We start from the raw sequence: 13,843 nt of genomic DNA on the forward strand, positions 1-13,843 counted from the left end.
CAAACAACTAAAACTAAATTTTATGAAAGCGCCTAAAACCATTTCGTCTTTGCCAAGTTTTAAATTAGAGGCAAAAAGAACAAAAGAGATTCCGCCTGTCCCTGCAAATGAAATAATTCATCCTAGGGTTAAAATAATAACAACGGCCACTTTGGGACAAAAAAGTGCTGATTCATTATTAGCATTAATGTATTCTCAAGAAAATGAAGTTTTATTTATTTGATTCAAAATATTTTTTAAAAGCCATGATTTGATATGACAAAAAACGACTTTCATAAATTTAGAATTTAATCATTCCTTTTTTTGATATTAAATTAATCTCATCATGTCAATAAAAAGAGAATAGTTTAGTTGAGTATTTTTTTCGATGTTATTTTTTTTTAAAAATTTGGATATCTAAATAATAGTTTGCAAATTTGTTTCAACAAAAAAAGAAAAATGAAATTTAATATGTGTAATATGTGTAAAGCCGTTCAGGATAAATCCTGTGGGTCGACTATTGCATAATTTTAAATTAAAAAATTATATAGCAAAAGCCTCCCACATATCGGGAGGCTTTTTTTTGAACTATACCAATCGGAATCCTTTCTGCATTAAAAATAAATATTTAAAAAATGAACAACTTAAATCTTCAACAAATGAATAAATGTACTGTCAAGACCATGATTTGCGCGAAAGCTATTATGTGTATTTGCGTCTGTTGATTCCGAAAGTATAAGTTTATAACACAACTTAAAGCCCTTTTGGATATCTATCTAAAAGGGTTTTTTTATTCTCAATTTATTGCAACATCTTAAATTAGTAAAAAAAATATAATTGAAATTAATTTAGTTTAAGAATCGAACATTAAAAACAAAAAATTATGAGTACTCAAAAATTTGCAACCAACGCATTACACGCAGGACACGACGTTACCAAAACAGCAGGAACCAGAGCTGTGCCTATCTATCAAACCAGTTCTTATGTTTTCAACAATTCAGAACATGCAGCCAATTTATTTGGACTTGCCGAAGCAGGTTTTATTTACACACGATTAAATAATCCAACCAATGATATTTTGGAGCAACGCCTTGCTGCGCTTGAAGGAGGAATAGGCGCAGTAGTTACCGCATCTGGAACCGCTGCAATTGCCACGGCATTATTGGTTTTGCTAAAAACGGGAGATCATATTGTAGCATCAAACAGTTTGTATGGGGGAACTTATAATTTACTGAGCGTCACTTTGCCAAGATTAGGCATCACAACCACGTTTGTAGACCCATCAGATCCTGACAATTTCACTAAAGCTGCACAAGAAAACACAAAAGTGTTTTTTGCCGAATCTCTTGGAAATCCGAAATTAGATGTATTGGATCTGAAAGCTATTTCGGCGCAAGCCAAAGCATTCAAAGTTCCCTTTATTGTAGATAATACAGTTGCTTCCCCTTATTTACTGAATCCTATTCAATACGGAGCCAATATTGTAATTCACTCTTTGACTAAATATATTGCCGGCAACGGAACGTCTCTTGGAGGCGTGGTTATTGATGCAGGAAATTTCGATTGGTCTAATGGAAAATTTCCTGAATTCACGGAACCTTCTGCAGGGTATCACGGATTGGTTTATCATGAAGCGCTTGGAAATGCTGCTTTTATTGCCAAAGTTCGAATAGAAGGATTACGTGATTATGGAGCGGCATTGAGTCCATTTAATGCGTTTCAGATTATTCAAGGATTAGAAACCTTACCTATCCGCGTACAGAAACACAGTGAAAACGGATTGGCTTTAGCCCAATGGTTAGAAGGTCAAGAAGAGGTGGCTTGGGTGAATTACCCAGGATTGAAGTCGAGTAAATATTATGATTTGGCTCAGGAATATTTGCCAAAAGGACAAAACGGAGTAGTCACTTTTGGTTTAAAAGGGGGTTTTGAAGCCGCCAAAAAAGTCGCCGATGAAACAAAACTATTTTCGCTTTTGGCTAATATAGGAGACACGAAATCTTTGATTATTCATCCCGCAAGTACTACGCATCAGCAATTGTCAGATGAACAACAAGTCGCAACAGGAGTAACCAAAGATTTAATACGATTGTCGGTTGGATTAGAAGACATCGAAGATTTGAAAAATGATTTACAAGTTGTTTTCGAAAGCATCAAAAATTCGCAATTAGTAAAAAATGAACACTAAAAAATAAGTCAATTTAGATATGCGGCCAGCGATGCTCAGTTCATCGTAAAAGCATAAGTAGTCAAAATAAGAATCAGTAAAAATGCGACAATAGTAGTTTCTGAAAAACTTAATCCATCGGGATAATTATTAGCTGGATACTGGTTCTTTAAATGGCATTGGACAAATAGTTGCTAAGAAAAGAATTTTAAATTGAAATCGCTGCAAATGGGAAAATGCATCATTTTTATCTAAAGGGATAAATCAAGGCATTCTTTTTGAGATAAGGGATTTGACTTTCTAACATGAAAGGATTTTATATTACAACGTACGGGTAAAATAACAAACAACTAAAAAGTAATAATTATGAAAACATTAAAATATATTTTAAGAGTATTTCAGTTTTTAAGAGAGAAACTGTTCAGTAATAATCAGCCTATAAATGAATTGATTCATCCAAGATTTGAAATAACAAAGAGGGATCCTTCGGCTCAGAAAAAGGCAGTAAATTCATTGCTTTTTCTAATGTACTCGCAAGAAAATGAAGCAATGTTTATCTAAATGGAAACGACTGTAAAAAATCATTGTGGACTTGAAACAACATAGGGAAAGAGTCCGTTTATAGACTCTTTCCAATGTTGTTATTTAAGATTGTAGTCAAAATCAATTAATGGAAAAATTTGTTTGTTTAAAAAATTAGTAGTTAATTTGTGCCTTTAAGTTCACATACGTATTGAAATGTTATAAAGAAAGGACGAGGGATTAGACCCAATGAAGCCTTAGCAACCCTTCGATTTATCGAAGAAGGTGCTGCATTCTACCACGCCAAACGTGGAAAGATAACAACGAGAATTTTACTGGTTTACCCTAGTTTTTTCTTTCTAATATTTCCAGACACAAATCAAACATCATAAAAGATTTGAAATTGGAAAATAAACCAACCCATATTACATTACAAAATTTCACCACCGAAAGTGGCGTGTTTTATCCTGTTCTAAGCTTAAGTTTTGAAGTTTTTGGACCGGCATTACATACGGCGCCAATAGTTTTGGTAAATCATGCATTGACAGGAAACTCGACAGTTGTAGGTTCGACTGGCTGGTGGAATGATTTAATTGGTGAAAACAAAACAATCGACACTAATAAATATACTGTGTTAGCTTTTAATGTTCCGGGCAATGGCTATGATGAAACTAGTATTGAGAACTATTTGGATTTCAATGCCAGAGATATCGCTAAACTCTTTATAGAAGGAATTAAATTTCTTCAAATTAAACAACTGTATGCTATTATTGGAGGTTCAGTAGGCGGAGGAATTGCTTGGGAAATAGCGGCTTTAGAGCCTAAAATAACGAAACATTTAATTCCCATTGCCACCGACTGGAAATCGACGGATTGGTTGATAGCTAATTGTTTCTTACAAGAGCAAATCCTGAATAATTCTCGAAATCCAATTGAAGATGCCAGGATTCATGCGATGTTGTGCTACCGTACTCCAGAATCTTTTAAAGAAAAATTCCAACGTACTACCAATGAAGAATTGGCCATTTTTAATGTGGAAAGCTGGTTGAGTCATCATGGTACGAAATTGCAAAAACGATTTCAACTTTCTTCTTATAAAATGATGAATCAATTGCTGAAAACGATAGACATCACCAGAAATACAGCTACGTTTGAAGAAATAGCATCAAAAATTCAAGCCGATATTCATATCATCGCCATCAATTCTGATTTGTTTTTTACTGCAGATGAAAATAAGGCAACTTATAAAGAATTAAAAAAATATAAAAGTAATGTCACCTATCAGGAAATTGTTTCCATTCACGGACACGACGCTTTTTTGATAGAATACAAACAATTAGACAATTTGCTTCAGGATATATTCTAAGCCAAAAACAACACAACACAATGAAAATATTAAAATTTGGAGGTAAATCTTTATCGAATGGTGAGGGATTAAATAAAGTGGTTGCTATTATTACAGATAAAGTAACTCAAGGAGAGGAAATTGCTATCGTAGTTTCAGCGCGTGGAAATGCTACCAATGAGCTAGAAGATATTTTAGGGATTGCATCTCAAAATGGAAATTACAAACCGCTTTTTGAAGATTTTAAAACCTACCAACAAGCCGAATATGAACATGTCGATTTATCTGAAGAATTTGAAATATTGGAAAAACTTTTTGAAGGTGTAAGCTTGATTGGTGATTACAGCAACAAAATTAAAGATTTAGTCTTGTCTAAAGGAGAATTGCTTTCGGCTAAGTTGCTTACCGCAATTTTAATCAAAAATGGAATCAACGCTCGTTTTACCGATTCGAGAGAGTTGATAAAAACGGATTCAAAATTTGGAGATGCACAACCTTTGGAACAAATTTCGAAGAAAAATGTAGTGCAATATTTTAAACAAAATAATGGCAATACGGTCAATATTGTGACCGGTTTCATAGGTTCAAACAATAAAAATGACACAACGACTTTAGGAAGAAACGGCAGCAATTATACCGCTTCTTTGATTGCTAATTATTTAAATGCTGAAGAGCTTCAGAATTACACGCATGTCGATGGGATTTATACAGCAAACCCGGATTTGGTTTTGGATGCCAAAAAAATTGACCATTTGACCTTTAACGAAGCGAATGAGTTGGCTAATTTTGGGGCGACAATTCTTCATGCTAAAACGATAATTCCTTTATTAGAAAAGAATATTCCTCTTCGAATTTTAAACACATTCAATCATGAAAACAAAGGAACTTTAATTACTTCCAATTCGAATAATGAAGGAATAAAAACACTTTCCGTACTCGAAAATGTATCGTTAGTAAACTTAGAAGGAAGAGGATTACTTGGTAAAACTGGCGTCGATGCTCGTATTTTTAGAGTGATGGGTGATAACGATATTAGTGTCAGTATCATTTCACAAGGTTCATCAGAAAGAGGAATTGGTCTTGTGGTTGCTGCTGATCAGGCGACAAAAGCAATGATTGAATTAGAAAAAGAATTCGAAAATGATTTCTATTCTAAAGACGTCAATAAAATTTCGGTGACGGATGATGTTTCGGTGATTTCTATCATTGGTCAGGATTTGAGTACTTTCCATAAGCCCTACACCGCTCTTATAAAAAACAAGATTGTCCCTATTCTTTTCAATAATACAGTTACGGGGAAAAATGTGAGTTTGGTGGTCAAAAAATCACAACTTAACAAAGCGCTAAACGTTATTCACGGAGAGATTTTTGGAGTTTCAAAGAAAATTAACATTGCCATTTTTGGGCATGGTTTAGTTGGTGGAACGCTGATTAATCAAATATTAGAATCGGCTGCGACTATCGAAAAAAGAAAAGATATCAAACTAAATGTTTTTGCTATCGCGAATTCAAAAAATGTCCTGCTAAATAAAAACGGGGTAACTCCAAATTGGATAAATGAAATTCAAAATAACGGGTTCGCTTATACTATTGAGGATGTTATTGCTTACGCAAATGAGCATCACTTGGAGAATTTGATTGCAATCGACAACACGGCAAGTGCTGAATTTGTTGAAAATTATGTGAAATTGGCCGAAAATAGTTTTGATTTAATCTCTTCGAATAAAGTAGCCAATACATTAAGTTATAAATTTTACAAAGATTTAAGAAAAGTATTAGCAGACAATCAAAAGAGTTATCTTTATGAAACCAATGTTGGAGCTGGATTGCCACTGATTGACACGATTAAATTACTACATCTTTCGGGTGAAAATATCACTAAAATCAAAGGCGTTTTTTCTGGGACATTGAGTTATTTATTTAATAATTTCTCTTCCAAAGAGGTTCCTTTTAGCGAAATATTGAAAGAAGCAATCGATAACGGATACACGGAACCGGATCCAAGAGAGGATTTATGTGGAAACGATGTAGGGAGAAAATTATTGATTTTGGCAAGAGAATTGGATTTGCAAAATGAATTTGAAGAAATCGAAATTCAGAATTTAATTCCAGAATATTTACGTGAAGGAAGTGCGACTGATTTCTTGACGAAGCTGAAAGAATTTGACCCGATTTATGAAAAAATAAAAAAGGATCAAAAACCGAATCACGTTTTGAGATACATAGGTGAATTGTCCGGAGATTTACAAAATGACAAAGGGAATCTTGAGGTAAAACTAGTTTCGGTTCCGTCCGATACGGCTTTAGGAGGATTGAAAGGTTCTGATTCTTTTTTCGAAATTTATACAGAATCCTACGGAGACCGACCAATAGTAATCCAAGGCGCAGGCGCAGGATCAGCAGTTACAGCGAGAGGGGTTTTTGGAGATATCTTGAGATTATCGGATAAAGGGTAATGATTTAAGATTGCAGATTAACGATTTTTGATTTTTGATTCAAAAAAATAAACAGTAATAATTCTCCAGTTTCGGCTCCCACTCTTTTGAAGAGGGTCGAGGAGAGAAAAAAGATAACAATGAAAATAACACTAAACAGAGTAAACGACAATTTCCACTTCGAATTAAAAAACGAAAGAGGACATATAGTAAATGTAGATAGCCGACCAGAATTTGGCGGGAATGACATGGGAGCAAGTCCAATGGAATTAGTATTGATGGGAGTAGCGGGTTGTAGCGCTATTGATATGATTTCGATTCTGAAAAAACAAAGACAAGAAATAACTTCTTTCAAAGCAGAGGTTGAAGGCGAGCGCGTGCAAGTTGGCGAGGCAAAACCGTTTAAAAATATACATGTTGTATTTTATTTGGAAGGGCCAATAAACGAAGAAAAAGCAGCCAGAGCTGCTCAACTTTCTTTCGAAAAATACTGTTCGGTTTCTAAAACATTAGAGCCCACAGCGACCATACATTACAAAGTAGTTTTGAATAATAAAACATTGTAGTTTAAATACAAAAGGTTGGAGTTTCATGATTCCAACAACTTTAAACCTTAAACTTTAAATTAAAAAATAAAATGAACGAAGAAGAATTTGGTTTTGAAACCGAAGCAATCCGTACCCAATTAGAACGCACGCAATATTTAGAGCATTCCGTTCCATTATACTTAACTTCTAGTTTTGTATTTGAAGACGCCGAAGACATGCGTGCCTCCTTTGCAGAAGAGAAAGACAGAAATATTTACAGCCGTTACAGCAACCCAAATACTAACGAGTTTGTAGAAAAAGTGTGCAAGATGGAAGGGGCAACTGCTGGTTTTGCCTTTGCCTCAGGAATGGCTGCGGTATATTCAACTATGGCTGCATTGTTGAAATCTGGCGATCATATTGTCTCTTCCAGTAGTGTTTTTGGAGCGACACATTCGTTATTTGTTAATTATTTTCCAAAGTGGAATATACAGACCACGTATTTTGATATTAATGAGCCAGAAACGATTGAAAGTTTCATCACACCTGATACAAAGATTCTTTTTGCTGAATCGCCAACTAATCCTGCGGTCGATATTATTGATTTGGAATTGTTAGGAAAAATTGCCAAAAAGCACAATTTGATTTTAGTAATCGACAACTGTTTTGCAACTCCTTATTTACAGCAACCTATGAAATGGGGAGCGCATTTGGTGGTGCATTCTGCCACAAAGTTAATGGATGGTCAAGGACGAGTTTTAGGCGGAATAACTGTTGGTGATCCCGAATTGATTCAAAAAATATATTTATTTTCCCGACTTACGGGGCCTTCTTTATCTCCGTTTAATGCTTGGGTTTTGTCCAAAAGTTTAGAGACCCTAGCGATTCGTTTGGATAGACATTGCGAAAATGCTATGAAAGTTGCTGAGTTTTTAGAACAGCATCCAAATGTTAATCGCGTTAAATATCCGTTTTTGAAATCGCATCCGCAATACGAAATTGCCAAAAAACAAATGAAATTGGGTGGGAACATTGTAGCTTTCGAAATAAAAGGCGGAATTGAAGCAGGACGTAACTTCCTAGATAAAATAAAATTATGTTCGCTTTCGCCAAATTTAGGCGATACCCGAACAATTGTTACTCATCCAGCATCAACAACACACAGTAAATTATCTGTTGAAGAACGTTTAGCAGTAAGTATTACGGATGGTTTAGTGCGTGTTTCAGTAGGATTGGAAACAGTGAAAGATGTAATTGCCGATTTAGAAAAAGCGCTTTCGTAAGATTGTCGAATGATGATTAACGATTTTTGATTTCAGATTTCGAGTTTGACAATAATCGTTAATCATCATTCACTATTCTTCATTCAAAAAGTATATTTTTGTTGTTACAATATAAAAGACCTTTTGACTTCAAATTGTTTTTAAATCTGAAATCAAAAATCGTTAATCTTCAATCTTATATCTTTTTAACATGCTTTCAAAGAAAACAAAATATGGAATAAAGGCATTGACTTTTTTGGCCCGCCAAGAAGATCAAACACCTGTTGCGATTGCTGATATTGCAAAAAGTGAAAATATTTCGATAAAATTTTTGGAAAGTATTTTATTGCTTTTGCGTCATTCTAGTTTTTTGGGTGCCAAAAAAGGAAAAGGCGGAGGGTATTATTTAATTAAAGATCCCAAAGAAATCAATATGGCGCATGTCTATCGAATTCTTGAAGGACCTATTGCACTTTTACCTTGTGCCAGCCATAATTTTTATGAAAGATGTGAAGATTGTACCGATGAAGCTACGTGTGCAGTTCGAAAACTAATGATTGACGTACGCGATAATACTTTGAAGATTTTAGAGAGTAACACGTTGGCTGACATTGCATTTTAATCAATCTTGGATTAAATAAAAAAAAGAAAAAGAAAAAGAAGATTTCATGAGAGAAGCCTAATGAAATGTTCTTTTTTTTATTTCTAAAAAACCAATTTGTAACCCACGAAAAATAGCATTATCGCGATGGCATTTCTAAGAAACAAATCAGGAACTTTTCCACTCAACATACTCCCAATATAAATTCCAGGAAGAGACCCCATTAATAACTGCCCTAATAATCCTAGATCTAAGTTCCCCATTGAGGCATGTCCTAATCCGGCAACAAGGGTTAACGGGACAGCGTGAGCAATTTCGGTTCCAACTAATCGCGGAGTTGCTAAAATCGGATATAGGAAGAATAATGTAACAGTACCTAATGCACCCGCTCCGATAGAAGTAAGGGTTACTGTTGCTCCTAACAATACCCCAATAGCTACTGTTAAGACATTCTGAGTTTTACTCTCACTATGAAACTTGTCACCAGCATGTTTTTGAGAAAAAAGCAATAGTTTCTTTTTGAACAAAACGGCCACTGAAGTAAAAAGCAAGGCCCAACCCAAACTGTATTTTATGATGGAATTTAAGGTCGTAAGATCTGTTTTTATGCTATGAAGAATCCACAACGTTAATAAAGCAGCAGGAATGCTACCTAAAGAAAGCCAGCCTGTAATAGACCAATTAATATTCTTTTTTTTATGATGTACATAGACACCCCCCATTTTAGTAAATGCCGCATATAATAAGTCAGTCCCAACAGCAGTAGTAGGTGGAATACCAAACCATAATAAAATGGGAGTCATTAATGAGCCACCGCCTACGCCGGTTATCCCTACGATAAAACCTACTGTTAAACCAGCAATGACCAATCCTATTTGAAAATCCATAAAATAAAATTTTGACAAAAATAACAACTATTTTACAATTATCCTATCGGAATAGTAGGCTATGTGAAATATATATGGAGAATTCAATATAAATTAGAATACTACTATTTTATTTAATAATAATAGTAAAGGATTTACGATTGTTGATTGATTCAATAATTATTAACCCATATGGGCTTAAAATGCTTTTGCTGAGTCTATAAGGTATTATTTGTGTTGGAATAAAAAACCCATAATTTATTTTGTTTTGTAGAAATATTTATTACTTTTGCTTTTTAATCTACTAAACCGATAGGGTAATAGATTTTTTAATAAATAAAAAAATGAGTTCAACGATAGCGCAAATATTAATTGAAAAAACAAAAAACTTCTCAATAGAAGAGACGTTGGCATTTTTAGCCAATGAGTACAAGGATAAAGTAGTTTTTTCGACTTCTTTTGGACAAGAAGACCAAGTAATTACCGCTTTGATTGCCAAAGATGATTTGCCAATAAACATTTTTACTTTAGATACAGGTCGTTTGTTTCAAGAAACGTATGATGTTTTTCATAAAACATTAAAAAAGTATAAAAAGGAGATCAAAGTTTATTTTCCAGAAGCCACAGCAGTGGAAGAATTGTTAAATAAAAAAGGACCAAACAGTTTCTATGAATCGGTTGATAACAGAAAAGAATGTTGTTTTATTCGAAAAGTCGCACCGCTTACCAAAGCCTTGAAAGGAAATGCAATTTGGATTACCGGTTTGAGAGCCGAGCAATCCGAAAATAGAAATGATTTACAGGAATTTGAATACGATGAAAAATTCGGCATTATAAAATTCAATCCATTGTTAAAATGGACTTTGAAGGAAGTTGAAGATTATATAGAAAAGAATAATGTGCCACAAAATGCCCTGCACAAAAAAGGATTTGTAAGTATAGGTTGCGCGCCTTGCACCAGAGCAATTACTCCTGATGAAGATATACGAGCCGGAAGATGGTGGTGGGAATCCAGTCATAAAGAATGTGGTTTACACCAAAAATAATAGCTTGACTGTTTATTTGTTTAATCGTATTAACGAATAACCAAATAAACGAATAACCAAATAAACAAAGAATGATGAGTTCAGTATTAAAAACAAACGCTTTAGAAAGCGAAGCGATATACATATTTAGAGAAGTAATTTCTCAATTTGACAAACCAGTTTTGCTTTTCTCTGGTGGAAAAGATTCAATCACATTGGTAAGATTAGCCCAAAAAGCATTCTTTCCAGCAAAAATTCCTTTTCCATTATTGCACGTTGACACTGGACATAATTTTCCGGAGACAATTGAATTTAGAGATAAATTAGTTGCTGAATTAGGATTAGAATTAATTGTAAGAAATGTTCAAGACGCTATTGATCAGGGAAAAGTCGTGGAAGAATCGGGTAAATATTCGAGTAGAAACAGCTTACAAACCACAACGCTTTTGGATGCAATCGAAGAATTCAAATTTGATGCTTGTATTGGCGGAGCGCGTCGTGATGAAGAAAAAGCAAGAGCTAAAGAACGTATTTTTTCAGTTCGTGATGATTTTGGTCAATGGGATGAGAAAAACCAGCGTCCGGAATTGTTTGATATTTTGAATGGTAAAATTGAGAATGGTCAAAACGTTCGTGTTTTTCCAATTTCGAACTGGACAGAATTAGATGTTTGGAGTTATATCGAACAAGAGCAAATTGAAATTCCGTCTATTTATTTTTCTCACAAACGTAAAGTATTCATGAGAGATGGTTTGATTTGGTCGCATTCTCCTTTTGTTTACCAAGAAGAAGATGAAGAAATCGAAGAAAGAATTGTTCGTTTTAGAACGGTTGGGGATATGAGTTGTACCGCTGCCGTTGATTCTTATGCTGCGACGATTCAAGAAGTAGTGGGCGAAATTAGAACTTCAACTATTTCTGAAAGAGGGGCGAGAATTGATGACAAGCGTTCTGAGGCGGCGATGGAGAAAAGAAAACAACAAGGGTATTTTTAGAATGAAATTCTCGAAAATATTTTTGTGTCTATTTCTTTTTAGTATTGGAGTAAAAGCACAAACAGAGAAAAACGTTGATAAACAAAGTTTGTTTTGGGCACGATATTATAATCAGTTGGAATTAAACACTAAATGGTCTGTTCATACTGAGATTGATAATAGAATTTTCATTAATCCAGTAACACAAAATACATTTGTAAGCCGCATTCAGCTTAGAGATAAAGTGACGGATAGGGTAGAGTTAGGAGCAGGTTTTGCTTATTTCTCGGTGGCAACACAAGATCCCGAGGTTGAAAATGGGTTTCATATTCCAGAGTATAGGTTTCAGCAAGATGTGACTGTAAAACAGGCTTTGGGTAAGGTGAATTTAACGCACCGGTATCTATTAGAACAGCGATTTGTTCACAATGCCAGTAAATTAATGTTAGAAGATGGAACAACATTTTACTTAAGGTTTAGATATCGCATCCAGGGCGATTATACTTTTTGTAAAAATGAGAAACAGTACCTAAAAGGGATCCTTTCAGACGAAATAATGATTAACGCAGGCAGTAAAATTATTAAAAACACTTTTGACCAAAACAGATTATATGTCGCGTTACAAGTAGGAGTTAGTCCAGCGATTGCATTAGAGTTGGGTTATTTGAACAGTTTTCAAGAAAGAGCAAATGGAGTAGATTATTTCAATAGAGATATTATCAGATTCAGTTTCATTCACAAGGTTAAGATATAGTACAGAGTAGATATTCTGTAGACAAAATAAAAATAGAAACATTTAGATTTAAAAGTTTGTATATAGGCGGTCAACAAAAACTTGAAACCTTAAACTTTTAAACTTTAAACAAAATAAAAAATGGAAGTTTTAAAAATAGCAACAGCAGGAAGTGTAGATGACGGAAAAAGTACATTAATCGGGAGATTATTGTATGATACAAAATCGTTGACTACAGATAAAATCGAAGCAATAGAAAAAAGCAGCAAACAAAAAGGATATGATTATCTTGATTTTTCGTTAGCAACGGATGGTTTAGTTGCCGAGAGAGAACAAGGAATCACGATAGATGTAGCCCATATTTATTTTTCGACTGCAAAGAAAAGTTACATCATTGCCGATACTCCAGGTCACGTAGAATATACCAGAAACATGGTTACAGGAGCTTCAACTTCTCAGGTTTCAATTATATTGATTGATGCCAGAAAAGAAGTAATTGAGCAAACGTACAGACACTTTTTCATCAATAATTTATTGCGTGTAAAAGAAGTGATTGTAGCGGTAAACAAAATGGATTTGGTGGAGTATTCGGAAGAAGTGTACAATAAGATCAAAGCCGATTTTCAAGCATTAAACAGTAAAAGTACTTTCAAAGAGCAAACGGTAAGTTATATTCCATTAAGCGCTATTAATGGAGGGAATGTGGTTGATAAATCAGAAAATATGCCTTGGTACACTGGACAAACGGTTTTGGAACATTTAGAAGCTTTAGAACCAAAAGATGTGTATGAAAAAGGTCAAGCTCGTTTTCCGGTTCAAACGGTTATCAGACCAAAAACGGAGGAATACCATGACTTTAGAGGATATGCAGGAAAATTATATGGAGACAATATCAAAGTGGGTGATGCGGTGACTGTACTTCCATCTTTAACTGAATCTAAAGTGACTAACATTCATTTTTTCGATAAAAAATATGACGAAGCTTCAGCAGGTTCTTCAATCACAATCGAATTAGAGAATGACATCAATGTGACGAGAGGCGATATGATTGTAAAATCGAACGAGCTTCCTAGAATCGAAAAAGATATTAACACAACAATTTGTTGGATGGACAGCAAAAAGTTAGTTGCCGGAACAAAATATTTAATACAGCACAATACCAATAGAGTTTTGGCAAAAATTGAAAGCGTAAAAAATGTTATTGCAACAGATTATTCCGGTTCAACTCCGGCGACTCAATTAGCAATTAATGAAATAGGGGAAGTAAATATTAAGTTGAGTAAAGCTTTGTATTTTGATGCCTATAATGACAATAAATCAAACGGAGCTTTTATTTTAATAGATACAGCAACCAATACAACTGCAGGAGTTGGTTTTATAAACTAAACCTAGCTTTTGCTAAAAACA

The 13,843-nt window shown here is 34.3% G+C and carries 13 protein-coding genes and 1 riboswitch; of the genes, 12 read left to right on the top strand and 1 reads right to left on the bottom strand.

Annotation, left to right across the window (positions count from 1 at the left end; translation table 11 throughout):
* Positions 1-22: 22 nt before the first annotated feature.
* From IWX84_RS01480 to IWX84_RS01515, 8 genes are all read left to right on the top strand, one after another.
* Positions 23-223, top strand: coding sequence for a hypothetical protein (locus tag IWX84_RS01480; protein WP_196848978.1), 201 nt, complete (start codon positions 23-25; stop codon positions 221-223).
* 639 nt (positions 224-862) lie between these two features.
* Positions 863-2,167 carry an O-acetylhomoserine aminocarboxypropyltransferase/cysteine synthase family protein gene (locus IWX84_RS01485; RefSeq protein ID WP_196848979.1) on the top strand — a complete coding sequence of 435 codons (1,305 nt, stop codon included), beginning with the start codon at positions 863-865 and terminating at the stop codon, positions 2,165-2,167.
* Positions 2,168-2,512: 345 nt separating this feature from the next.
* Positions 2,513-2,707, top strand: a complete 195-nt coding sequence (locus tag IWX84_RS01490; RefSeq protein WP_196848980.1) for a hypothetical protein — start codon at positions 2,513-2,515, stop codon at positions 2,705-2,707.
* A gap of 177 nt (positions 2,708-2,884) precedes the next feature.
* A riboswitch (SAM riboswitch) is annotated at positions 2,885-2,992 on the top strand.
* A gap of 79 nt (positions 2,993-3,071) precedes the next feature.
* Positions 3,072-4,034: an alpha/beta fold hydrolase gene (locus tag IWX84_RS01495; RefSeq protein ID WP_231385379.1), complete on the top strand. Its 963-nt coding sequence runs from the start codon at positions 3,072-3,074 to the stop codon at positions 4,032-4,034.
* Between the two features lie 20 nt (positions 4,035-4,054).
* Entirely contained in the window at positions 4,055-6,469 is a 2,415-nt protein-coding gene (gene thrA, locus IWX84_RS01500) for a bifunctional aspartate kinase/homoserine dehydrogenase I (RefSeq protein WP_196848982.1), read from the top strand.
* Positions 6,470-6,588: 119 nt separating this feature from the next.
* Complete coding sequence (locus IWX84_RS01505; protein WP_196848983.1) at positions 6,589-7,014, top strand: OsmC family protein; 426 nt, start codon at positions 6,589-6,591, stop codon at positions 7,012-7,014.
* Positions 7,015-7,085: 71 nt separating this feature from the next.
* A complete protein-coding gene (locus IWX84_RS01510) occupies positions 7,086-8,258 on the top strand; it encodes a trans-sulfuration enzyme family protein (protein WP_196848984.1) in 1,173 nt (390 codons plus the stop codon).
* A gap of 190 nt (positions 8,259-8,448) precedes the next feature.
* On the top strand, positions 8,449-8,859 hold the full coding sequence (locus tag IWX84_RS01515) for an RrF2 family transcriptional regulator (protein ID WP_196848985.1): 411 nt from the start codon (positions 8,449-8,451) through the stop codon (positions 8,857-8,859).
* Positions 8,860-8,942: 83 nt separating this feature from the next.
* Here the strand turns inward: IWX84_RS01515 and IWX84_RS01520 are convergent, their stop codons facing one another.
* A complete protein-coding gene (locus IWX84_RS01520) occupies positions 8,943-9,725 on the bottom strand; it encodes a sulfite exporter TauE/SafE family protein (RefSeq protein WP_196848986.1) in 783 nt (260 codons plus the stop codon).
* 323 nt (positions 9,726-10,048) lie between these two features.
* Here IWX84_RS01520 and IWX84_RS01525 point away from each other — a divergent pair, with 323 nt between their 5' ends.
* The 4 genes from IWX84_RS01525 (at position 10,049) to IWX84_RS01540 (ending at position 13,822) form a co-directional block, all read left to right on the top strand.
* On the top strand, positions 10,049-10,750 hold the full coding sequence (locus tag IWX84_RS01525; protein WP_196848987.1) for a phosphoadenylyl-sulfate reductase: 702 nt from the start codon (positions 10,049-10,051) through the stop codon (positions 10,748-10,750).
* Positions 10,751-10,824: 74 nt separating this feature from the next.
* Positions 10,825-11,724, top strand: a complete 900-nt coding sequence (cysD, locus tag IWX84_RS01530; protein WP_196849014.1) for a sulfate adenylyltransferase subunit CysD — start codon at positions 10,825-10,827, stop codon at positions 11,722-11,724.
* A 1-nt stretch (position 11,725) separates the two neighbouring features.
* Positions 11,726-12,457 (top strand): DUF2490 domain-containing protein, encoded by a 732-nt coding sequence (locus tag IWX84_RS01535; protein WP_196848988.1) that lies wholly within the window; start codon positions 11,726-11,728, stop codon positions 12,455-12,457.
* A gap of 120 nt (positions 12,458-12,577) precedes the next feature.
* On the top strand, positions 12,578-13,822 hold the full coding sequence (locus IWX84_RS01540; RefSeq protein ID WP_196848989.1) for a sulfate adenylyltransferase subunit 1: 1,245 nt from the start codon (positions 12,578-12,580) through the stop codon (positions 13,820-13,822).
* Positions 13,823-13,843: the final 21 nt, after the last annotated feature.

The organism is Flavobacterium sp. CG_9.10, from assembly GCF_015752245.1.
GTDB lineage: Bacteria > Bacteroidota > Bacteroidia > Flavobacteriales > Flavobacteriaceae > Flavobacterium.